Source organism: Natronobeatus ordinarius (genome assembly GCF_024362485.1).
Classification (GTDB): Archaea; Halobacteriota; Halobacteria; order Halobacteriales; family Natrialbaceae; genus Natronobeatus; species Natronobeatus ordinarius.
In genome coordinates this window covers 2,467,713-2,490,266 of record NZ_CP101456.1, presented here as the reverse complement: position 1 = coordinate 2,490,266, position 22,554 = coordinate 2,467,713, and the positions used below count along the sequence as shown (strand labels likewise).

At 64.9% G+C, this 22,554-nt stretch carries 20 protein-coding genes; 10 read left to right on the top strand and 10 right to left on the bottom strand.

Annotated features, from left to right (window positions below):
• Window positions 1–30: 30 nt before the first annotated feature.
• From NMQ09_RS12750 to NMQ09_RS12725, 6 genes are all read left to right on the top strand, one after another.
• Entirely contained in the window at window positions 31–1,020 is a 990-nt protein-coding gene (locus NMQ09_RS12750; protein ID WP_255190961.1) for an ABC transporter permease, read from the top strand.
• A complete protein-coding gene (locus tag NMQ09_RS12745) occupies window positions 1,017–2,024 on the top strand; it encodes an ABC transporter permease (protein WP_255190960.1) in 1,008 nt (335 codons plus the stop codon). Before NMQ09_RS12750 ends, NMQ09_RS12745 begins: the two co-directional genes overlap by 4 nt.
• A gap of 1 nt (window position 2,025) precedes the next feature.
• On the top strand, window positions 2,026–3,294 hold the full coding sequence (locus NMQ09_RS12740; RefSeq protein ID WP_255190959.1) for an ABC transporter ATP-binding protein: 1,269 nt from the start codon (window positions 2,026–2,028) through the stop codon (window positions 3,292–3,294).
• Window positions 3,291–4,607, top strand: coding sequence for an ABC transporter ATP-binding protein (locus NMQ09_RS12735; protein WP_255190958.1), 1,317 nt, complete (start codon window positions 3,291–3,293; stop codon window positions 4,605–4,607). The genes NMQ09_RS12740 and NMQ09_RS12735 overlap by 4 nt, the downstream gene beginning before the upstream one ends.
• A gap of 119 nt (window positions 4,608–4,726) precedes the next feature.
• Window positions 4,727–6,226 (top strand): FAD-dependent oxidoreductase, encoded by a 1,500-nt coding sequence (locus NMQ09_RS12730; RefSeq protein ID WP_255190957.1) that lies wholly within the window; start codon window positions 4,727–4,729, stop codon window positions 6,224–6,226.
• An 81-nt stretch (window positions 6,227–6,307) separates the two neighbouring features.
• Complete coding sequence (locus NMQ09_RS12725; protein ID WP_255190956.1) at window positions 6,308–7,234, top strand: DMT family transporter; 927 nt, start codon at window positions 6,308–6,310, stop codon at window positions 7,232–7,234.
• A gap of 21 nt (window positions 7,235–7,255) precedes the next feature.
• On the opposite strand, the gene NMQ09_RS12720 is transcribed toward NMQ09_RS12725, so the two are convergent.
• From NMQ09_RS12720 to NMQ09_RS12710, 3 genes are all read right to left on the bottom strand, one after another.
• Window positions 7,256–7,456, bottom strand: coding sequence for a DUF7511 domain-containing protein (locus NMQ09_RS12720; RefSeq protein ID WP_255190955.1), 201 nt, complete (start codon window positions 7,454–7,456; stop codon window positions 7,256–7,258).
• A gap of 155 nt (window positions 7,457–7,611) precedes the next feature.
• A complete protein-coding gene (locus NMQ09_RS12715) occupies window positions 7,612–8,073 on the bottom strand; it encodes a pyridoxamine 5'-phosphate oxidase family protein (protein WP_255190954.1) in 462 nt (153 codons plus the stop codon).
• A gap of 121 nt (window positions 8,074–8,194) precedes the next feature.
• Window positions 8,195–9,592, bottom strand: a complete 1,398-nt coding sequence (locus NMQ09_RS12710; protein WP_255190953.1) for an ADP-dependent glucokinase/phosphofructokinase — start codon at window positions 9,590–9,592, stop codon at window positions 8,195–8,197.
• Window positions 9,593–9,827: 235 nt separating this feature from the next.
• Here NMQ09_RS12710 and NMQ09_RS12705 point away from each other — a divergent pair, with 235 nt between their 5' ends.
• The gene (locus NMQ09_RS12705; protein WP_255190952.1) at window positions 9,828–10,802 is read left to right on the top strand and encodes a nucleotidyltransferase family protein; all 975 of its coding nucleotides are present in this window, start codon (window positions 9,828–9,830) and stop codon (window positions 10,800–10,802) included.
• A 42-nt stretch (window positions 10,803–10,844) separates the two neighbouring features.
• Here the strand turns inward: NMQ09_RS12705 and NMQ09_RS12700 are convergent, their stop codons facing one another.
• Both NMQ09_RS12700 and NMQ09_RS12695 read right to left on the bottom strand, forming a co-directional pair.
• Window positions 10,845–11,738 (bottom strand): universal stress protein, encoded by an 894-nt coding sequence (locus NMQ09_RS12700; RefSeq protein WP_255190951.1) that lies wholly within the window; start codon window positions 11,736–11,738, stop codon window positions 10,845–10,847.
• 79 nt (window positions 11,739–11,817) lie between these two features.
• The gene (locus tag NMQ09_RS12695) at window positions 11,818–13,062 is read right to left on the bottom strand and encodes a glycosyltransferase (protein ID WP_255190950.1); all 1,245 of its coding nucleotides are present in this window, start codon (window positions 13,060–13,062) and stop codon (window positions 11,818–11,820) included.
• A 101-nt stretch (window positions 13,063–13,163) separates the two neighbouring features.
• Between NMQ09_RS12695 and ppsA the strand changes: the two genes are divergently transcribed.
• Together ppsA and NMQ09_RS12685 are read left to right on the top strand one after the other, a co-directional pair.
• Entirely contained in the window at window positions 13,164–15,434 is a 2,271-nt protein-coding gene (gene ppsA / locus NMQ09_RS12690; protein WP_255190949.1) for a pyruvate, water dikinase, read from the top strand.
• A gap of 6 nt (window positions 15,435–15,440) precedes the next feature.
• Window positions 15,441–16,772 carry a RimK family alpha-L-glutamate ligase gene (locus NMQ09_RS12685; RefSeq protein ID WP_255190948.1) on the top strand — a complete coding sequence of 444 codons (1,332 nt, stop codon included), beginning with the start codon at window positions 15,441–15,443 and terminating at the stop codon, window positions 16,770–16,772.
• A gap of 113 nt (window positions 16,773–16,885) precedes the next feature.
• On the opposite strand, the gene NMQ09_RS12680 is transcribed toward NMQ09_RS12685, so the two are convergent.
• From NMQ09_RS12680 to NMQ09_RS12670, 3 genes are all read right to left on the bottom strand, one after another.
• A complete protein-coding gene (locus tag NMQ09_RS12680; protein WP_255190947.1) occupies window positions 16,886–17,737 on the bottom strand; it encodes a class 1 fructose-bisphosphatase in 852 nt (283 codons plus the stop codon).
• The gene (locus NMQ09_RS12675; protein ID WP_255190946.1) at window positions 17,734–18,522 is read right to left on the bottom strand and encodes a class I fructose-bisphosphate aldolase; all 789 of its coding nucleotides are present in this window, start codon (window positions 18,520–18,522) and stop codon (window positions 17,734–17,736) included. Before NMQ09_RS12675 ends, NMQ09_RS12680 begins: the two co-directional genes overlap by 4 nt.
• A 179-nt stretch (window positions 18,523–18,701) precedes the next feature.
• Entirely contained in the window at window positions 18,702–19,631 is a 930-nt protein-coding gene (locus NMQ09_RS12670) for a DUF7983 family protein (protein ID WP_255190945.1), read from the bottom strand.
• Between the two features lie 130 nt (window positions 19,632–19,761).
• Between NMQ09_RS12670 and fen the strand changes: the two genes are divergently transcribed.
• Complete coding sequence (fen, locus tag NMQ09_RS12665) at window positions 19,762–20,742, top strand: flap endonuclease-1 (protein WP_255190944.1); 981 nt, start codon at window positions 19,762–19,764, stop codon at window positions 20,740–20,742.
• Window positions 20,743–20,891: 149 nt separating this feature from the next.
• On the opposite strand, the gene NMQ09_RS12660 is transcribed toward fen, so the two are convergent.
• Window positions 20,892–21,494, bottom strand: a complete 603-nt coding sequence (locus NMQ09_RS12660; protein ID WP_255190943.1) for a hypothetical protein — start codon at window positions 21,492–21,494, stop codon at window positions 20,892–20,894.
• Between the two features lie 257 nt (window positions 21,495–21,751).
• On the bottom strand, window positions 21,752–22,549 hold the full coding sequence (locus NMQ09_RS12655; RefSeq protein ID WP_255190942.1) for a hypothetical protein: 798 nt from the start codon (window positions 22,547–22,549) through the stop codon (window positions 21,752–21,754).
• Window positions 22,550–22,554: the final 5 nt, after the last annotated feature.

The window sequence follows — 22,554 nt, the reverse complement described above, 5'->3', positions numbered from 1 at the left end:
TCACGAACGCTAAGCCACACTACAGTCGGAATGTCTCTCGCAAAGTTTCTGCTCAGGCGGTTCTTCCAGGGAATTTTCGTCCTCTGGGGCGTCGTCACGGTCATGTTTGGGCTCCGGGCACTCTCCCCCGGGGATCCGGTGAACCTGATCGCCGGACAGGTTCCAGACCAGGCGACGCGTGACCAGATCCGTCAGGATCTCGGACTCGATCAACCGATGTACGTCCAGTACCTGGACTACCTGGGCGACCTGCTGACGGGGAGTCTGGGCTACTCGTACAATCAGCGACGGGCGGTGAACGACATCGTGGTCCAGCACTTCGCCGCGACCGTCGAACTCGCCGTCGCGGCGACGATCGTCGCGATCGTCATCGCGATCCCGCTCGGCGTCGTCAGCGCGACCCGACGCAACCAGCCCGCAGATTACGGGGCCACGCTCGGGTCGCTCGTGGGGATCAGCACGCCGAACTTCTGGCTCGGCCTCATGCTGATCCTGCTGCTCGCCGAGGGTGCCGGCCTCTTTCCAACCTCCGGCCGGAGCGTCGCCTTCCACGAGGGAGTGATCTCGCTCGTCACGACCGGGAGTCCGAGCGACCTGCTCGAGTGGCTCAGGTACATTATCCTGCCAGCGGTCACACTCGGGACGTACTTCACGGCGCTGATCACGCGCCTGACGCGAAGCGGGATGATCGACGAACTCGGGAAACCGTACGTGGCCGCGACGGAGGCCAAAGGATTACCGAACGTCCTGATTCGCTACAAACACGTGCTTCGAAACACGCTGATCCCGATCGTCACGGTACTCGGGCTGCAGCTCGGGACGCTGATGGGCGGCGCGGTGATCACGGAGGAGGTGTTCAACTGGCCCGGACTGGGACAGATGTTCATCACCTCGCTCCGGAACGGTGACTGGCCGGTCGTCCAGGGAATCGTCCTGTTCATCGCAGTCGCGTTCGTGGTGATCAACATCTTCGTCGACGCGCTCTACGCACGGCTGGATCCGCAGGTGATGGACGAATGATTTCTGATCGCATCAGATCGAGCCTGAAAACGGAGTTCAAACAGAGCCTGATGGCCAGAGTTGGGGTCACGATCATCGTCGCGATCCTCCTCATGGGCATCTTCGCACCGGTGCTGGCGACGCACAACCCGCACGCGCAGGGGTACACCGATGACAACGGTGCCTCGTATCCGCCGCTCGGGTTGAGCTACGACACGACGGTCGCCCAGGAGGGTGAGCGAGTGACACACACCGTCGAAGGAACCGGCGAACACGTCCTCGGAACGAACAACCTCGGCCAGGACATCTACTCGCGGTTCCTCTACGGTGCCCGGACCTCGTTACTCGTCGGCATCTCCGGGACGTTGCTCGCGGCCGCGATCGGCGTGCCCGTCGGCCTGGCTGCTGGCTACTTCGGGGGCCGGGTCGACGACGGACTCATGCGAATCGCGGACGTCATGCTGGCGTTCCCGTCGCTCGTCCTCGCGCTCGCGTTGATGGGCGCGTTCGGCCGCGGGACGATTGGCATCCCCGATCCGATCGTGATGGCCGGCTTCGCCGAGGGAATGCCGGAGACGATGACGTTCCCGGGGATGGTGGCGGTCGTGGTCGCGCTCGTGACCTGGGTCTGGTTTGCCCGCGTCGCACGCGGCGAAGCGATCTCGATCCGAAACGAGGCATACGTCAAGGCCGCACGTTCGATCGGCGCGAGCCACCGGACGATCTTGCTCCGACACGTCCTGCCCAACAGCCTCACGCCGATCATCGTACTCGCGACGATTCAGGTCGCGGCGATCATCATCCTCGAGAGTGCCCTCTCGTATCTCGGGTTCTCCGGGACGACGCTCTCGTGGGGCTTCGAGATCCAGAACGGACAGGATCGGCTGCGCACGCAGTGGTGGATCGCTACCATCCCGGGGATCGGCATCGTCCTCGCCGTGATCGGTATCAACCTGCTGGGCGACTGGCTACGGGATGCCCTCGATCCGAACATCGAGGGCGAAGGTGCCGGAGGTGCTGGCTAATATGACCGAGGAACTCCTTCGAGTCGAGGGGCTGAAGACCCGCTTTTTCACCGACGAGGGGCAGGTGAACGCCGTCCACGGCGTCGACCTCTCTATCGAGCGCGGCGAGACGTACGGCATCGTCGGCGAGAGCGGCAGCGGAAAGAGCGTCACCGCCCGCTCGATCATGGACCTGATCGAGCCGCCGGGGGAGATCACCGACGGCGAGGTCTGGTACCACAACGCCGAACTCGCCGCATCGATCGCCGACGACTACCCGGACGCCGTTTCCGGCGACCGCGTCGACCTCCTCCGGGTTCCGCGACCGGTCCGACGGTCGCTGCGCGGAACCCACTTCAGCATGATCTTCCAGGACCCTCAGAGCAGCTTCAATCCGAGTATCACCGTGGGCGAGCAGATCGCCGAGGCGGTGGAGGTCCAGCGACGTGCGACCGCGAACCCCCGGTCGACCCGGGCGCGCTCGAGGGAGTACACGCTGGGCTCGATGGCGCTCGGGACGGTCCTCCCGTCGAAACGGTACGTGACGAAAGCGAGTCGCGAGCGCGCGATCGAGTTGCTCGAGCTGGTCGGCATCCCCGACCCCGTCGAGCGCGCCGACGAGTACCCCCACGAGTACTCCGGCGGGATGCTCCAGCGAGCGATGATCGCCCAGGCTCTGGCCGGCGAACCGGACGTGTTGATCGCCGACGAACCGACGACGGCGCTCGACGTGACCATCCAGGCTCAGATCCTGGACCTCCTCGACGACCTCAAGGAGGAGACTGGCATGACGATCCTGCTGATCACGCACAACCTGGGAGTCGTCGCCCGGATGTGCGATCGCGTCGGCGTCATGTACGCCGGCGAGATCGTCGAACGCGGCACGCTCGAGGACGTCTTCGACGAGTACGTCCACCCCTACACAGAAGGGCTGCTCGGTAGCATCCCGGATCTCGAGGGGGCTGCCGACCGGCTGCAGCCGATCCCGGGCAACGTTCCGAGCCTGCTCGACCACGAGATGCCCGATCGGTGTTACTTCGCCGATCGGTGTCCGAAGGCGATGGAAGAGTGTCTCGAGAAGCCGCCCGACTTCGACGCTGCGGGAAGCGACGAACATGCGACGAAGTGTTACCTCGCGGAGGTCGCCTACGACGAGTCAACGGCGCTCCCCGACGACTACTTCGGGGACGCTTCCGAGCCGGCTGGCACTCACGACCTGGAGCCGGAGCGAGCGAGTCGGCCACACTCGGACGGAGGAACGGAGGCGGCCGACCGGGGTGATCGTCGATGACGGTGACGGACGAGCCGCTCGTACACGTCGAGGGCCTGACGAAGTACTTCTACGAACGAGACTCCATCGTCGATCGCCTCCTGGGTGACGACCCTGTCGCGGTTCGCGCCGTCGACGGCATCAGTTTCGACGTCCACCGCGGCGAAACGCTCGGCCTCGTCGGCGAATCCGGCTGTGGCAAGTCGACGACGGGTGAGACCCTGCTGCGTCTGCAGGAGCCGACCGACGGCGTCGTCGAGTTCGACGGCCAGAACGTCTACGAACTCACGGGCGAGCAGCTCACGTCGTTCCGCCGAGACGCTCAGGTCGTCTTCCAGGATCCGTTCTCGAGTCTCGATCCCCGAATGACGATCGGTCAGATCGTCAGACAACCGCTCGACGTCCACGACGTCGGAACGAAACCAGAGCGCGACGAGCGGGTGCGCGACCTGCTCGAGCGCGTCGGGCTCTCTGCGGATCAGTTCGACCGATACCCCCACGAGTTCTCCGGCGGCCAGCGCCAGCGCATCGGCATCGCGCGAGCGCTCGCGCTCGAGCCGGAGTTTCTCGTGCTCGACGAGCCGACGAGCGCGCTCGACGTCTCCGTGCAGGCGCAGGTGCTGAACTTACTCGACGACCTCCAGGACGAGTTCGACCTGACCTACCTGCTGATCAGTCACGACCTCTCGGTTATCCGCCACGTCTGCGACCGCGTCGCGGTGATGTACCTCGGTGAGATCGTCGAGGTCGGGCCGGTCGAGGCGCTGTTCGCCGAGCCGAAACACCCCTACACGCAGGCGCTGCTCGAGAGCGTTCCCCGGGCGACGACGGCCGAAAAGGAGCGGGATCGCGAGCCGATCACGGGCGACGTGCCCTCGCCACGGGATCCTCCATCCGGATGCCGGTTCCGAACCCGGTGTCCGATGGTGATCCCGCCCGAGGGGGTCGAGATCGACCAACAGACCTACCGCGAACTCATGGATCTCCGCGAGCGGATCGAATCGAGAGAGCTCGCGCTCGAGGCGGTGGGCGAAGACGAAACGTACGCGGTCGGCGAGGACGACCTCGACGCGGGCGACGTCTCTACGTTCGTCGAGACGACCAAAGCACGCCTGTTCACCGACGACCTCCCGGCCCGTCACGAGGCCGTCGTCGACGAGGCGCTCGCGGAACTCGCCGCGGAGAACTGGGACGAGGCGACAGCGACGCTCAGCGAGGAGTATGGGAGCGTCTGCGAACGCGAGAACCCGGAGCTCGGTGGCGGCGAACATCCGGCCGCCTGCCACCTCCATCGTGTTGAAAAGGCAGAACGGACTCACGTCCGGTCGCGCTGACTGGCAGGTGGCTGTCCGATCGTCGATAGCCAGTTCGTCGATTACTAAAACGTCGATCGAAAGAAGATGAGTTATCTATCTGAAGTCGATAGGTGACGATAGCGACCTACAGATCAACAATGTCTGGCAAGTACGACCTCGTTATCGTCGGTGGCGGTATCAGTGGTGCGTCACTCCTGTACACGACTGCGAAGTTCACCGACATCGACTCCATCGCGCTGATCGAGAAGGAACCGGAACTCGCCGCGATCAACTCTCACTGTACGAACAACTCCCAGACGCTACACTTCGGGGACATCGAGACCAACTACACGCTCGAGAAGGCCGAGGAGGTCAAAGAGGGTGCAGAGCTGCTGGCGGGCTACCTGGAGAACTACGACGCCGACCGCAAGATGCACGACAAGCGCTCGAAGATGGTCCTCGGCGTCGGCGACGAGGAAGTCGCCAAACTCGAGCGCCGCTACGAGGAGGAGGGCTTTGGCGACCTCTTCCCGAAACTGCGGGCGATCGGCCGCGAGGAAATCGCCGAACTCGAGCCGAAGGTCGTCGAGGGGCGCGATCCGGGGACGGAGATGCTCGCCCTGCAGACGCCCGACGGCTACGTCGTCGACTACGGCGAGGCCTCGAAGTCGTTCGTCGAGCAGGCCGAGGAGGTCGACGGCGTCGACGTCTACACTGGGACCGAGGTCACGGACGTCACGCCCACGCTCGACGGCTACACCATCGAGACGACTCGTGGCCGCTTCGACTGTGACGCAACCGTCGTCGCCGCCGGCTCCCACAGCCTCCAGCTCGCCCAGGAGCTCGGCTACGGCCAGGACAAGGTGTTACTCCCGGTCGCGGGCAGTTTCTTCCTCGCCCGGGACCTGCTGAACGGCAAGGTGTACACGCTCCAGATGAAGAAACTCCCGTTCGCCGCCGTTCACGGCGACGCGGACGTCCACGACGCCGGCGTCACGCGCTTTGGCCCGACCGCGAAGCTCGTGCCCGCGCTCGAGCGTGGCCGGCTCTCGACGACGAAGGACTTCTTCGACGTCTTCGGGCTGAACGCCGCCTCGTTCCTCAGCTACGGGAACATCTTGGCGGACCGGATCCTCCTCCCCTACGTCCTCAAGAACCTCGTCTACGACCTCCCGAAAGTCGGTCCGAAGGCCTTCCTGCCGCACGTCCAGAAGGTCGTCCCGACGGTCGAACTCGAGGACATCGAGCGGGCGAAGGGCTACGGCGGCGTCCGCCCGCAGATCGTCGACACGAAGCGCCGGTCGCTCGACATGGGCGAGGCGAAGATCCTCGGCGACGACATCATCTTCAACATCACGCCCTCGCCGGGCGCCTCGACGTGTCTCAAGAACGCGATGCAGGACACCCACACCCTGATGGAGTTCTTCGACGACGAGTACGAGTTCGACGAGGAGGCGTTCCGTGCGGACACCATCGACAACTTCCCGCGTGCGAGCGCCGACGGGACCGTCCCCACCGCGGAGACCGACGACGAACTCTTCGAGACGGAGACCACCGACGACGCTTCGGACGCTGACGGTGACGACTCCGACGACTCCGACGACTCCGACGACTCCGACGCAGACACCGTCGGCGACATTCCTGCTGCAGACGACTGATCGAATCCGTCACCGCCCGCCTCCGCCGGACTATTGTTTCGAAGCGAAACACATAGGGCCGCCTGGCGTCACTGAGCGACCGTGAGCCGGTATCGAAGCCTCGTCCTCTTTCTGGTGCTCGCTGCGGTCTGGGGAACGGCGTTCGTCGCGATCAGTGCAGGGCTGAACCACTTCCCACCCGTCCTGTTCGCCGCGTTGCGCTACGACATCGCAGGCGTGGTGATGCTCGCCTACGCCGTGTACGCAGCCGACGACTGGCTACCACAGGGCCGCGATCAGTGGACAGTGGTCGCCGTCGGCGCGTCGTTGATGATCGCCGCCTACCACGCGTTCCTGTTCGTCGGTCAACAGCACACGCTGGCCGCCGTCGCCTCCATCCTGGTCGGTCTCTCGCCGATCCTGACGACCGGTTTTGCGCGCGTACTCACGCCGTCGGACGCCCTCTCGCCGGTGGGTGTCGTCGGCGTCCTCCTCGGCCTCGTCGGCGTCGTCATCATCAGCCAGCCCGACCCGTCGAACCTGCTCTCGACCTCGTTCGTCGCCACCGTCCTCATCTTCCTCGCAGCCGCCTCCTTCGCCCTCGGCGGCGTCCTCACCCGTCGGATCGGCGCCTCGATCGAGATCGAGACGATGGAAGCCTGGTCGATGCTCGGTGGCGCGCTCCTGATGCACCTCCTCAGCCTCGCCCTCCGGGAACCCGTCGACGTCGCGGCGTGGACTCATCCCGAGGCGGTCGCCTCGCTTTTGTACCTCGCGATCGCCGCCAGCGCCTTCGGCTTCCTGCTCTACTTCGACCTGCTCGAGCGCCTCGGTGCCGTCGAGATCAACATGGTCTCTTACGTCGCGCCGATCTTCGCCGCCATCTTCGGCTGGCTCTACCTGGGTGAAGTCATCGACCTGGCGACCGCCGTGGGCTTTCTCGTCATCGCTACCGGCTTCGTCCTGGTCAAACGCCGGGCGCTGCGCGAGGAGTTCGTTCACGTCCGGCGGCTGCGCTCGAGGGGCTAAAACGGGAAAACGTGCGCCGCGTTATCGCATCTCCTCGAGCGAGACGAACGAGCCCTCACTCGCCGTGATCCAGTGAGTGAGGATCTCGTCCTCGTCACAGTCGCGGGGAAAGATCGTACACTCGGTCGGCCTTCCGTCGCGGTCGACAGTCACGTGTTCGAACCCAACGGCGACGTCGGGACCGTCAGAGCCGGACAGCGGCGAGTGTGGCGTCGTGGCCATTGTAATCTACCGTACTACAGATGTTTCTCCTACTGGCGTATATTTCTTCCCATTCGTTTCCAGATCAGTGATTAAGATCTCTAATCGGAGGCTTTTGAGGAGAAATCGCATCGGTTCGTCACAGAAATAGCGTTGGCAAACGTTCGGCGATCGGATCACTCGCCGTCGCGTCCATGTGCCACGATCTCGGTCCGTCCCGTCAGATTGTCGGGGTCGAGACAGAAGTCCACGAACGGTACCTCATCACGCGGCCGCTCGAAGATGTCGACCCGTGGCATCTGGACCGCCCACAGCCCCTGGACGACGGCCGACTCGTACGGTAACTCGTCGACCTCCTCGAGGGAGCCCGTCGCGACGACGCTTTTCCACCCCTCGTCGGTTTCCTCGAACGTGACGAACGAAACCGGTCTGTCGACGACTGACGCCTTCTCGCTCTCGTCGGTGATCGCGAGCCGAAAGTAGAACCTCTCGGCGTCCGCGAAGTAGCCGTAGGACACTGGAACCGTGATCGGGGGCTCGTCGCCCGGCGTCGAAAACGAGAGGATGCCCGTTCCACCGTCGCCGAGAAAGTCGTCCAGTTCGTCTTTCGGGAGCTGCAGCCATCGAAGTTCGTGCATGGTCGAGCGGACGTCTCGAGGCCAGTAAAATTCCCGTACAGGCGTTCCGAACCGTTCGACCCGTGAGACACTCTGCGAGCCGAACCGATACGGCATCGACGACCCGCCACTGGGCAATCGCTCAGCCGAGTTCCTCGCTACCGGGATCGCGGTCCGTGAGGAGGGCGAGTTCGAGGATAAAACTCGAGCACGAGACGATGTCGCCGATGCCGACCGTCCCCGCCGGCTCGTCGACGACGCGGTTCGGACAGGCGGCGACCGTCGGCGTATAGAGCGTGCCGTCCTCGGCTGATTTCTCGACGTGGTCGGCGAGCAACTCGATCGCCTCGCGGCCCTGCGTCGACGGCTCGTATTCGAGTCCCGTCTCGAGGTCTTCGGGGGCCGTGATCTCCCCGCGGGCCGCCTTCGTCGCGGCGGTGACGGCGGCAAACTCGAGTCCGCGCCGGGCTGCCTCCGGCTCGGGGTGGGCGTCCATCACGGCGAGGTGGTACGCCATCGCGTGGAGCTGGATGGCGTCGACGCCGAGTTCTTCACGAAGCGCTGCGAGCATTCGGTAGTGAGTGAGGATCTCGCTCACCTCGAACGGCGTCTCCTCGGTCGGTTCCTCGTCCGCCACCTCGAGTCCCGCGTCCTCGTGGAGCAGGGTGAGCTCGTGGGTGTCCACGCCGATGACGTCTGCCTCGGGTAAGATCCACTCGTACATGCTCGCTCTGAGCTCCTCGTCTTGGGTCACGGCGTACTCGATATGCACGTCGAGGTCGTCGCCGGATCGAAGCCGGCGCAGGACGTCCCGCGCGTGACGGTGTGCCTCCTCGTAGCCCTCCTCGACGTGGTCGGGCGTGAGGTTGTGATAGCCCGCGAGCAACGCCCCGTCGACGACCGCACCGACCTGGTCGATGGTTTCGTCGAGGTCGCCGGCGACCAGATCGAACTCCGGCGGTCTCGAGGCAGCGATGAACCGGGTGTCCGCCGCGGCACGCACGCCGAAGAGTTCGTCCCCGGCCCGGAACTCGAACACCCAGTTGATCTTGGTTCGGTCCGCGTTGGTGAACGCCTCGAGGGGAACGTAGCTGACCTTCCCGTCCTCGACGATCGGATAGCGAACCGCGTCGGGGTGCTCGAACATCGACCGCTGGCGCTCTGAGACCAGGTACGTGAACGTGATCGGCGCCGCCCCGAGCGCGGTCAGCAGGTTCGTCATGATCCCGGCCTGGCCGCCCAGCTGCTGGCTGTCCGGCCTCAACTCCGACTCGAGCGTGGCGGCGAACTCGTCCGTCATCGCCGCCTCGTCGCCGTGGCCGGCCGCCATCGTGTGGGTAATCGCCGTCGCGAGCTCTCGCTTCGACGCGAGCGGACTCGGCGGCGGGTGCGCACCCGGCTCCGGCGGTCGGTCGAGGTACGACGCCAGTTCTTCGTCGACCCGGACGATCGCGTCGACGTTCGCGTTGTACGCGACGAACACCGGCAACTCCTCGAGCGCGGCGACGTCGGCCTCGAGCCGTGCGTGTGCGTCGTCCATCCCGTCGGCTACTCCCAGACCGAGCGCCATAATGGTGTAGCTGTGAAAGGGTTATGGACCGGCCCGTGGGAGTTCGGACGGGAACCGCCCGGATACGCATGCGTGTACACCGATCGTTCGACGGACACGAATCGAGTGACGGACGCAAATCGAACCGAATCGGACGGCTCGAAACCGAACGCCGGAGTCGACCGATGGGAGTGACCACCGATCGACAGACCGCCGAGGGGTACCGATGAACGCCGTCGTCCTCGCTGGCGGCTACGCGACCCGGCTGTGGCCGATCACGAGACACCGGCCGAAGATGTTCCTCCCGCTCGGGGAGACCACCGTCCTCGATCGACTCTACGCCGAACTCGAGGCGGCCGATCGGATCGAGACGGTCTACGTCAGCACGAACGAACGCTTCGCGCCCGACTTCCAGACCCACCTGGAAGACAGCACCTACGACAAGCCACGGCTGTCGATCGAGGAGACGCGCGAGGAAGACGAGAAGCTCGGCGTCGTCGGCGGGCTCGCCCAGCTGATCGACCGCGAAGGGATCGACGATGACCTGCTGGTGCTCGCCGGCGACAACGTCTTCGACTTCGCGATCGAGGACTTCCTCGCGTACTTCGACCGACGGGAGGGGCCGACGATCGCCGTCTCCGACGTCGGCGATCGAGAGCGGGCCACCGCCTACGGCGTCGTCGACCTCGAGGGCGATCGCGTGGTCGGCTTCGCGGAGAAACCCGACGAGCCGCCAGGGACGCGCGTGTCGATCGGCTGTTACGCATTCCCCCGGGAGGCGCTACCGTTGTTCCGGACGTACCTCGAGGGAGGGAACGACCCGGACGAACCCGGCTGGTTCGTCTCGTGGCTCCAGTCCCGGGAACCGACGTACGCCTACTCCTTCGATGGCGCCTGGTTCGACGTCGGCACCCGGAAGAGCTACCTGGACGCCGTCTCCTGGCGACTGGACGGTGAGTCGCTGGTCGCCGACGCCGCGTCCGTCGAGCGCTCGAGGCTTGGACCGAACGTCCACGTCATGTCCGGGGCGACGCTCGTCGACGCCGACGTCGAACGGACGGTGGTCTTTCCGGACGCGACGCTCGAGGGGACGACCGTGCGGCGGTCGGTCGTCGACGAGGGGGCCACGCTCGGCGAGCTCGAGCTCGTCGACGCGATGGTCGGCGCGTACACGCAGATCCCGGGCGGCTCGCTCGAGTGATGGCGGCTGACACAGGACGGTCGGCACTGGAACCGACGCGCGTTACGGCGACTCGGCGCTGACGGGGACGCAGAACACCGGGACGTCGGCCTGCCGGACGACGTTCTCGGTGACGCTCCCCAGGAACCACTGCCCGACGCCCGTCCTGCCGTGGGTACCCATGACGATCAGGTCGACGTCCCGGTCGGCCGCGGACGCGAGGACCACGTCCGTCGGCGAGCCGGATTCGATCGAGCCGGTGGCGTCGACGCCCACCTCGCTGGCGCGCTCCCGGACGGAGGCGACCGCCGCTTCGCCCCGGTGCTCGAGTGCTTCGGGAACCTCGTCTTCCTCGCCGAGCGCCGAGAAGGGACTCGGATCGAGGGCGGACAGTGCGTGGACGGTCGAACCGAGTCGGTCCGCGAGGGCGATCCCCCACTCGGCCGCGATTTCGGCCCCGTCGCTGCCGTCGGTCGGCAGGAGGAACCGCTCGAACGCCACGTCCTCGAGCGCTGGCGCGTCCGCGTTCGGGGGAACCGCGAGCACGGGCGTTCGAGCCGTCCGGAGGACGTTTTCGGTGACGCTGCCCAGCAGGATTCGGTCGATCCCGGTTCGGCCCTTCGTCCCCATCGCGATCACGTCAATCTCGCGCCGGTTGGCGTACTCCCTGATCGACTGGAACGGGACGCCACGCCTGACGGCCGTCGTGACCTCGAGTTTCTCGTCGTGGGCTCGAGCCAGTTCTGCCACTGCATCGACCGCCTCGTCCGCCTGCGCCTCGAGCGACGAGAGCAGGTCGTCGTCGTACTCGGACGGTCCGTGCCCGACCTCGACGACCGAGAGAACGTGCACGTCGGCGCCGGTCCGCGACGCGAGCGCAATCCCGTGTCTCGCCCCCGAGAGCGCGCCGTCGCTGGCGTCCGTCGGTATCAACAGCCGCTCGATGAGCCGGCTCATGAGAGGCTACTCACCGCCTCGGCGGATAATGGTACAGGGGACCTAAGAGATCCGACATTTACGGGGATGGTCGGGGCGGTCACGGGTCGAGGTCCAGCACCTCGAGAAAAACCTCGAGCAACTCGGCGAGCTGTCGCGGGAGCAGGAAGTGCTCGCGGACGTGCTCGCGAGCGTTCGCCCCGAACGTCGCCCGGCGCTCGTCGTCCTCGAGGAGCGTTACGACGCGACCCGCGGCGGTCGAGACGTCGTCCGGTTCGACGAGGTAGCCGTTCTGGCCGTCTTCGATCTGGAGTGGGATGCCGCCCACGCTCGAGCCGACGACCGGGGTGCGCTTCCAGAGTGCCTCCGAGACGACGAGGCCGAACCCCTCGCGGAGTGACTTCTGGACGACGACGTCAGACCGGCGCTGGAGGACGTTCACGCCCTGGTCCGGCAGGTCGGTCAGCACGTGCACGTTCGGGTCTTCGACCGCCTCCTCGGCGACCTGTTCGTACAGTTCCAGCCCCTCGGGATCGTCGCCGGCCATCCCGCCGACCAGCGCCAGCTGGAGGTCCGGAATCGACTCGCGGGCACGACGGTAGATCTCGAGCGTGCCGAACTGGTCTTTCCACGGATCGAAGCGCGACACCTGCGTCAGCAGTGGCGCGTCGAACGAGAGAGGATCCAGCCGGTCGCACTCGGCCGTGACCGCCTCCTCGTCGAGCGACCGGTTCTTCGCCGCGAGCGGGTCGATCGAGGGGTGGATAACGCTCGCTGGCGGGCCGTCGATCGCCTCCCCGTACGCCGCCCGGCTGAAGATCGCGTGATCGGCCCGTCGAGCGGCGTCGGCGACGAACGTCAGGTACGCCTCGACCGGGTCGGTGAGGTCGATGTGACAGCGCCAGACGATCGCCGCTTCCGGCATCGCCTCGCGGATCGACTCGATCATGCCCAGTGGCTGTGGGTCGTGGATCACGACGACGTCGTACGTTCTTTCGAGTTCGGCTGCGTTTTGCTCGTTCACGTCGTGATACGTTGCTTTCATCTCCTCGGTCAACGGCGACCCGCTCCCCTGGAGCCCGTTGTGCATCGCCTTCGTCACCTCGAAGAAGTCGTCGCTGGCGTCCATCACGAGCCAGTTGTCCTCGAGGCCGAGGTCGCGACAGACGGGCACGATCGACCGGAGCAGTTCCGCGACGCCGCCGCCGGTCGCCGTCGAGTTGACGTGGAGGATGCGGGCCTCTCCGAGCGTCGCGGCGAGTTCTCGAAGGTGCTCGAGCCGTTCGTCGTCCGTCACGGCCGCGTACGCCTCGATCGACCGATCCGGGAGCGAGGGCGGGTGCATCGTCGGTAGCCGGCCCTACCACGACGGTACTGGTATCAGTTGTGGGGGTGGAACTCGCCCGCCCGATTTATGGCCGTGCCCGTGGTCGAATCGTCGCATCGATGAGCGACACCGAATTCGTCCAGTGGCTAGAAGCGTGCAGCGGCGCGGATACGGGTGCCGTCGGCGGCAAGAGCGCGAACCTCGGCGAGCTCGCGGGCCTCGACGTGCCGGTGCTCCCGGGATTCACCACGACCGCGTCGGCCTACGAGTACTACGTCGAGGAGACGGGGATCGGGGAAGCCATCGCCGACGACCTCGAGGGGCTCGACGTCGAGAACGTCTCCGACCTGCAAAACCGGGGCGAGCGAATCAGACGGACGATCTCCGAGGCCGCGATGCCCGAGGACCTGTCGTCGGCGATCGTCGACCGTTACGACGCGCTGGCGGCCCGCCTCGAGCTCGACGACCCCGAAGTCGCCGTGCGAAGCTCCGCGACCGCAGAGGACCTCCCCGATGCCTCCTTCGCCGGCCAGCAGGAGACGTTTCTCAACGTCGCCGGCGAGACCGAACTGCTCGAGTCGATCAAACACTGCTTCGCGTCGTTATTTACCGACCGGGCGATCGCCTACCGCGAGAACAACGACTTCGATCACTTCCAGGTCAAGCTCGCCGTCGCCGTCCAGAAGATGGGGCGGGCGGATCTGGCCGCCTCGGGCGTGCTCTTCACCCTCGACCCCGACACCGGCTTCGAGGAGGTCGTCACGATCGAGGCGGCGTACGGCTTCGGCGAGCCGATCGTCCAGGGGGTGGTCGACCCCGACCGGTACGTCGTCTTCAAACCGACGACCGGCATCGTCGAGAAACAGCTCGGCGGGAAAACCCAGCGAATGGTCCGCCGAAACGGCGGCACCAAGCTCGAGCCGGTCCCCGAGGACGAGCGCGACGAGTTCGCGCTCAGCGACGAGCGGATCCGGGAGCTGGCGACGTACGCGACGCGCATCGAGGAGCACTTCGGGACGCCACAGGACGTCGAGTGGCTCGTCGACGGCGACCTCGAGGAGCTGTTCGTCGTCCAGGCCAGGCCGGAGACGGTCCACGGCGCGGCGACGGAGAACGTCATCCGGACGTACAGCCTCGAGGAGTCGGGGGAGGAACTGCTCACCGGCGTCGCGATCGGGAACGCCGTGGCAACTGGTTCCGTCCGGGTGCTTTCGGACCACCGGCAGATGGATCAGGTCCAGGAGGGGGACGTGCTTGTCACCGAGATGACCGACCCGGACTGGGTCCCCGTCATGAAGCGCGCGAGCGCCATCGTCACCGACAGGGGCGGCAAAACGTCTCACGCCGCGATCGTCTCCCGGGAGCTGGGCATCCCCGCGATCGTTCGCACCGGGAACGCGACCGACGCGTTGGCAGACGGAGACCTCGTGACGGTCGACTGCTCGACGGACACCGGACGAGTGTACGCGGGTGAACTCGCGTTCGAGGTCAGCGAGGAGGTGGTGGACGAGATCCCCGAGACCGAGACCGACGTCAAGCTGATCCTCGGCGACCCGGGCCGGGCGTTCGCGCTCGCGGCCCTGCCGGTCGACGGCGTCGGCCTGGCGCGCGAGGAGTTCATCGTCACCTCCCACGTCGGCTCCCACCCGCTCGAGTTGCTCGCACGCGGCGAGGAAGCCCAGTTCGTCGACGCGCTGCGAACCGGCATCGCGAAGATCGGCGCCGCGTTCTACCCCGACGAGGTCATCTTCCGCCTGAGTGACTTCAAGACCGACGAGTACCGGAACCTCGAGGGCGGCTTCAAGTACGAACCCGAGGAGGCCAACCCGATGCTCGGCTGGCGCGGCGCCTCGCGCTACTACGACGACGAGTTTCGGGAGGCGTTTCGCCTCGAGTGTGAGGCGTATCGACAGGTCCGCGAGGACGTCGGACTCGACAATGTCACCGTGATGGTTCCGTTCTGTCGAACGATCGAGGAGGGCGAACGCGTCCTCGAACTCCTCGAGGAGTTCGGCCTCTCGCGCGAGGAGATGGACGTCTGGGTGATGGCGGAGCTTCCATCGAACATCGTCCTCGCGGATCGGTTCGCGGCGCTGTTCGACGGCTTTTCGATCGGCTCGAACGACCTCACGCAGCTGACCCTCGGCGTCGACCGGAACTCAGAACACCTCGCCTCGCTGTTCGACGAGACCGACGACGCAGTGACGAGGTCGATCGAGTCGCTGATCGAGACGGCCCACGACCACGATCGGCCGGTCGGCATCTGCGGCGACGCTCCGTCGACGATTTCGGGGTACACCGAGTTCCTGCTCGAGGCCGGGATCGACTCGATTTCCGTCTCGCCGGACGTCGCGGTCGAGACGATCCTGACGGTTTCTGAGCTGGAGTAAAGTTGCATGACCGATCCCCCGCTCCGGGTTGGCGTCCTGAGCTTTCACGACAGCAAAGAGTCGAAGGCGATCTGTAACGCCATCGAGGCGCTCGGTCACGAGCCCGTCTGGCTCCGTGAGAAGAACGTGCTCGTGCGCTTTACGGACGAGGAGTTCTCCCTGGAGCCAGATGCGGACGTGGTGATCAACCGGCTGCTGTTGTCGACGACGAAACAGCCCGTCGAAGCGGTCGGATTCGCGAACGCGATCGCACACTTTCGGCCGATTGTCAACCATCCGGACGCCGCCGCTCTCGCCTCGCACAAGATCGCGGCCGCCGCCGCGCTCGTCGCCGAGGGCGTCCCCGTTCCGAAGACGGCGCTCGCACTCGGGTCGGAACCACTTTCCCGCGTTCGACCTGAATTCGGTGCGGAACACGTCTACAAAACGATCGTCGGCACTCACGGTGGTGGGGCGTGGAAAGTTCGTCGGACCGACCTGCTCACCGGGACCGTCGGAACGCGCCGGGCGTTCTTGCAGGAACTCGTCGCCACCGCGGGCGAACGGCCACGGGACCTCCGTGTCTACGTCGTCGACGACTGCGTCGTGGGAGCGATGATCCGCTACGCCGCCGACGACGATTGGCGGACGAACGTCGCGCGGGGCGGCTCGGTCGAAGACGTGACTGGCTCCCTTCCCGCGACCGTCGAGTCGATCGCGAAACGGGCGACGGCCGCAGTCGGACTGGACTGTGCCGGCGTCGACCTCATCGAAGGCGAAGACGGCTGGGTCGTTCTCGAGGTCAACCCGACTGCCGGATTCAGAGGGCTCTATCGAGCGACGGGCCGAAGTCCAGCGCCCGACATCGCGGCACTCGCGATCGAACGCGCCGGCGGGACGGTCGCCACCGACCGCGTCACGACGCTCCGGAAGACGCTGGACGATTCCGTTCCCTCCTGTGTTCCGAAGCTCGAGCCATCGGCTGAGAGTGATGCGCCGACCGTCGGCCTCACCGAACGCGTCGTCGTCAGCGGCACGACCGACACGAGAGCGGTGATCGGACGCGCCGATACGGGTCGATCGCAAACGCGCATCGATCTGCAACTCGCAGCGGCGATCGGCGCTGGCCCCATTCAGGTCGGCGATCCCGCGGCAAGCAGGGACGAAACGCAAGGCCATCAGCCGGTCGTCGACGTCGTTGTCGGGATCGCCGGCACCGAACGAACCGTCGATGCGATGGTCGAGGATCGGTCGGCGTCGGCGTATCCGCTACTGCTCGGTCGCGACGTGCTGGGGGAGTTTCGAATCGACGTCGGCAGACGCTACGACGAGCGTGGCGACGACCCGTTCGAGGAGTGATAATGACGGTTGTAACTGTGTACCGGTGATCGCCGTCCCGGTGGGGCGATCACCGGTACGAGACGACAACCATCGTTATGAGAGTCCGCTCGGACGATCGCGATCGGGTCGGCTCACTCGAGCGCCGTCTCGAGTCGGTCGATTAACTCGGTATTACCGACGTGGACGGGTACCCGATCGTGGAGCTCGTCCGGTTCGACCTCGAGGATCGATCGCGTGCCGTCCGAGGAGCGTCCGCCGGCGGACTCGAGGACGTAGCCGATCGGGTTCCCCTCGAACTGGAGCCGGAGTTTGCCCCGGGGACTGTCCTCGAGGGCGGGGTAGGCGAAGATCCCGCCGTAGGTGAGCACCTGATTGACGTCGCCGATCATCGCGCCGCCGTAGCGGAGCTTGTGATCGGGGTTGGACTCGATCTCGCGAACGTACGCCTCGAAGTCCGCCGGCCAGTCGGGAACCCGACCGCCGAAGCCGTAGATGAGGGGCTCGTCGGGCAGGGTCACGTCTTCCTCGACGACGGTGCGCTCGCCGCCGGTGAGTTCGTATTTGGTGACCGTCCCGTCGTGGGCGTAGGCCATCGTCGTGATCGGGCCGTAGAGTACGTATCCGGCGGCGACGAGTGAGGTTCCCGGGGCGGGCAGGGGCTCGTCGTAGATCCCGAACACGGTCCCCATCGTGTTGTTCGACTTGAGGTTCGACGAGCCGTCGAGCGGGTCGGCGGCGACGTAGAGGTCGCCGTCACCGACCTGGGAGATCTCGACGCGCTCTTCGCTCGCGTACTCGGCGACGCCCTCGATCGCGGCCAGCCGCTCGGCGAGCAACTCGTCGGCGAAGACGTCCGCCTCGGCCTGGGTCTCGCCACTGGGGTTCTCCTCGTCGACCTCTCCCCGGCGGCCGACCAGTCCTTGCCGGATCTCGGCCGACGAGCGGGTGATGACGTCGACGACTTCCTCGACGGCGTCGCTCATTCCTCGAGTGCGGCGTCGGCGGTCTCGCCCTCGTAGATGACTTTCTCGAGCGCGTCGAGGATGCGGGTGGGGTCCTCACGCTGCCAGACGTTGCGTCCGACGGCCAGGCCCTTCGCGCCCGCGTCCATCACGGCCTCGACGGTCGAGAGGAACTCGTAGTCGGAGGTCTTCGAGCCACCGCTCATCACGACTTTCATGTCGCCGGCACTGTCGACTGCGTGGGCCATCGCTTCCTTGCTGCCCGGGTACTTGATCTTCGCCACGTCGGCTCCGAGCTCGAGTGCGATCCGGGTGGCGTAGGAGATGACGTCGGGTTTCGTGTCGTTCTTGACCCCCTGACCACGCGGATACGCCCACATAACGACCGGCAGGTCGTGGGCGCGGGCGTCCTCGTGGATCTCGCGGAACTCCTCGGCCATCTCGACTTCGTGGTTCGAGCCGCCGTAGAGGGTGAAGCCGACGGCGTCGGCGCCGATGTCGGCTGCGTACTCGACCGAGCAGTTCACCGCCGAGTCGTACTCACCCATCCAGAGCGTCGACGTCCCGTTCATCTTGAGCAACAGGTTCACGTCGTCTTCGTAGCTCGGGTAGTAGCCCTCGGCGATCCCCTTCTGGACGGCCATCGCCGTGACGGCGTCGTGGGTCGCCGTCTCGAAGACCGTCGAGGGGTCGAGCTTCTCGGGTACCTCCGTGAAGTCTACGGGCCCGTGCTCGAGGCCGTGGTCCATCGCCAGGATCAGTGACTTTCCGTCCCGAACGATCGGTGAATCGTCGATGTTGAGCATTCGGTGAAAGATGCTACAGGACCGTATAAATCTCTGCTGGTCGGCGATGCTAAAAAGTACTCTGCCCAGTAGTAAATCGCTCGAGAGCGGCGTGGGGGACGTCAGCAGTCGACTTGCAGTTCGGACGCGACACCGCTGTCGAGTCGGCCAGATATGCGTGCGTATCGATATTTCTGGCGCTAGTCGGCCGACAGTGCCTCCTCGAGTCGATCCTCGAGATCGTCGAGTTCGGCCAGGAACTCCGCCTCCTCGACGCCCTCGAGTGCGTCGATCCGGTCGGCGATCCCCTGCAGGCGTGAGAACTTCTCGCGCTCGTCGACGCCGGTCTTCTGGACGTACACCTGCTCGTCGACGTCGTAGACCTCATCCGCTTCGAGATCGGTGACGGCCAGGACGACGTCCAGTTTGTCCCGGTCGACGCCCAGCACCCACTCCCGGGGAATCGCTCGCTCGTCGAGGGCGGCCAGCACCGTCTCGTCGTCTTTCGGCCGGCGACGGTCACGGGTCGTTCGCCTGACCGTCCCGAACTGGCCGTGGAGCTCTTGCCCGGGGCCGAGGCGCTCGAGCAACGGCTCCCGCGTCGATCGGCGGAGTCGGTCGGCCCCGCGTTGGACGTCAGAGAGCAGGACGTAACAGTCCGTCAGCGAGTCGGTGTCGAGCGCCGTCGGGTCGGTCAGATCGAATCGCTCGAGGAGGGCGGCCAGCAAGAGCGCGTCGTCGTGGACGCGTTCGGGTGGCGTCCTGGCTTCCGCCGGCGAGCGGAGGTACGGACTCTCGCCGCCGGCAGCCTCCGCAGGAGCGTGCGCGATCGCATGGTCGTCCACGTGGTAGTCACTCGAGAGCGTCACCACGCTGGCGTACGGCTCGACGCCGGGCGGCAGGTCGGCGACGGGGATCGGCCCGTCAGCGAGCCGGTCGACGAACACCTCGAACTGCTCGCGCCAGAGCGACCGTTCCTCGTCGCGCTCTCTGAACCGAACGACGAGCCGGTCGGCTCCCGCCGACTCGATCGTGAACTGCCGGCCGGAGACGGGCGTTTCGAGGGCCGCGCCCGGCTCGAGGGTGTGACACCGCTCTCGTAGCTCGGCCCAGTCGAAGTCGGTCGTCATGTCCGTCCGTTCGACTGCGGGCGCGAAAAAACCGGAGCCCGGCGCTGGCAGCCACGGGGGCGACCGCTGGGTGGCGCACGGGCGAGAGAGAACCCACGATTCAAATCGCAGTCGCGCCAATAGTCGGACAATGGGGAACGCAGCACTGCGCGACGTCGCCGTCATCGAGGAGATCCCGTTTTCCGACCTCGCGGGCTCGATCGTCGCCGTCGACGCCCACAACTGGCTCTACCGCTACCTGACGACGACGGTCAAGTGGACCGCGAGCGACGCCTACACCACGCCCGACGGCACCGAGGTCGCGAACCTGATCGGCATCGTCCAGGGGCTGCCGAAGTTCTTCGAACACGACGTCACGCCTGTGATGGTGTTCGACGGCGGCCCCTCCGAGCTCAAAGCCGACGAGATCGAGTCCCGGCGCGAGCAGCGGGAAACGTACGAAGAGCAACTCGAGGTCGCCCGCGAGGAAGGCGACGCGGTCGCCATCGCCCAGCTCGAGTCCCGGACCCAGCGGCTGACACCGACGATCCAGGAGACGAGCCGCGAACTGCTCTCGCTGCTCGACGTCCCGATCGTCGAGGCGCCTGCCGAGGGGGAAGCCCAGGCCGCTCACGTGGTCCGACGCGGCGACGCCGACTACGTCGGCTCGGAGGACTACGACGCGCTGCTGTTCGGCGCGCCGAAGACCCTGCGCCAGCTCACGAGCAAAGGAAACCCCGAGCTGATGGACCTCGAGGCGACGCTCGAAGAACACGACCTCACGCTCGAGCAGTTGATCGACGCCGCGATCCTGATCGGGACGGACTTCAACGAGGGCGTGACCGGAATCGGCCCGAAGACGGCGATCTCCGAGCTCACCGAACACGGCGACCTCTGGTCGGTGCTCGAGGCTCGCGGCGAGCACGTCGAGCACGCCGACCGCGTCCGGGAGCTCTTTCGGAACCCGAACGTGACCGACGCCTACGAGTTCGAGACGAGCCTCGAGCCCGACCTTCCGGCGGCCCGATCGTACGTCTGTGAGGAGTGGGGCGTCGACGCCGACGAGGTCGCTCGCGGCTTCGAGCGGATCGAAGAGAGCGTCACGCAGACGGGGCTCGACCGCTGGACCTAGCCCTTCCAGGTATCCGTCCCCGGTTCGATTCGCCGACGTCGTTACGAACGTTTGGCCTTGTTGAAACCCTCAATCGGCGATAGGTTTCAGCGGCCGTGCTGAATACAGAGCGCATATCTTGCATCGATTAGTGAACTGCTTTGCCCGGTTCAGAAGTCGGGAAAGTCACCATCACGTTGGCGGACGTATGCAGGTTGGTACGAAAAATCCTCGTCAATAAATTCTCCACCTTTAATTCGTTCTAACTTAGATTGAAGGAATGGTTCATCTAACCGTTCACCATCCGTGACAAGATATGTAGTCACATCGTATTTCTCATTATATTCACTATATGTATCATCCTCAGTGATATGATCTTGAATTGCTTGGGGGACATCTGATTCATCCTCTGGCCGAATGACCATCTGTGTGATGTACCCCGTGTGCGTTACCTCTCCGTCAAGACGGTAATAAATCGGTATTCGACCATGTGCTTCGAGGCCTGCTTTGGCCGAGGTCCAAGGTTTTCCGGCCCGATGTGTTACTTTGGGAAGTTCGACCAACTCTTCCAACCGGGGCTTGTGATTGCTAGCAAGTACTGCTGGATCAGGTCGCTGGCGCATCAACTTTGCTTTCTTCGACCAGTTCTTGCTCGTAGTCGCAGTCGCTCTTCGTTCTTTGGCCCGTTGTTTAGCCTCTGGGAGATGCTGGAGCATTTCGTCAACAGAATTGGTTGCTTCTCCGTCTTCCCCTGAATCAGTATTTTCGGTCATACAACTACTCCTGAACGAGATGATGATAATGTTCCGGTATTTGTACATTTCTCATAGATTCATTACCTCTCTCGGAGTGGGTTACTCTAAATTATTCTTGAAACGTTCCAAGTAACTACTGACGAATGCAAAACTCATCCTCTCTATGCAGCAGACAGCTTCTGACAGAATCTGGGTAGAACGTTCAGCCTCTGCTGAATAGACGGCGCGAGTGCAGCATCACAGAGATTCGCGCTGCTCATACAGTGTCAGGAGCGTCATTTCGGGAGGAATTTCGTGACTAGCTCTTCGTGTTCGTCATCCAATACTAGTATCCAGCCGTCGTTTCCACCTCTGTAGTGGACTGTCTGTAAGACCTGCTGATCGAGGGCTGCTTGGACAGGGGCCAATGCGTCGAATCGGAGCCAATCGCTCCCATGTTCAAATTCCTTCGAATATGACCGACCGTCCGAACGCAGGGTGACACTGATCGTTGTACGTCGCCCGCTATCGTCAGCGTCAACCGAGAGTCGGTAGTCGTCGAGCCCATCTGCACAGTCGATAACGGCACGGAGAAACTCTCGATAATCCGTCCCGTACTCGTAGATCATCTCCGCATCGAGGTGGAACCCCCGGCCGGTACAAAACAGGTAGTCGAACAGGGAATCCCGGAGCAGTGAGAGACTCGTAGGTCGTTTATCCGGCGGGTGGATCCACCCGACCCCCTCGGACGCCTTCTCTCCAATCATAACGCCCATGTAGCGAATTTTGTCGTTCACCTCAATTCGTTCGAAGCCGTTGGGGTCGAGCGACGGATCGACCAGATCTGACCGGAGTTCGTCGATAGCACCAGTGGTCTCGAACTCCTGAAGGATTTTTACGTACGCCGCGTGCCCCACCCCATCGGTAATGGCGTCGTCTATCTCGTCTCTGTATGCTTCTAGCTCTTCGTAGTCCCTGATAGTCGGAACGTAACCGAGGATGAACGTGACGTCGTCAGCGTTGAGGCGCTCGTTGGTCTCCAGTTTTGTGATGATCTCGCCAACGTGTCTCGTGGTCTTATCCCCGCCCGGCATACTCT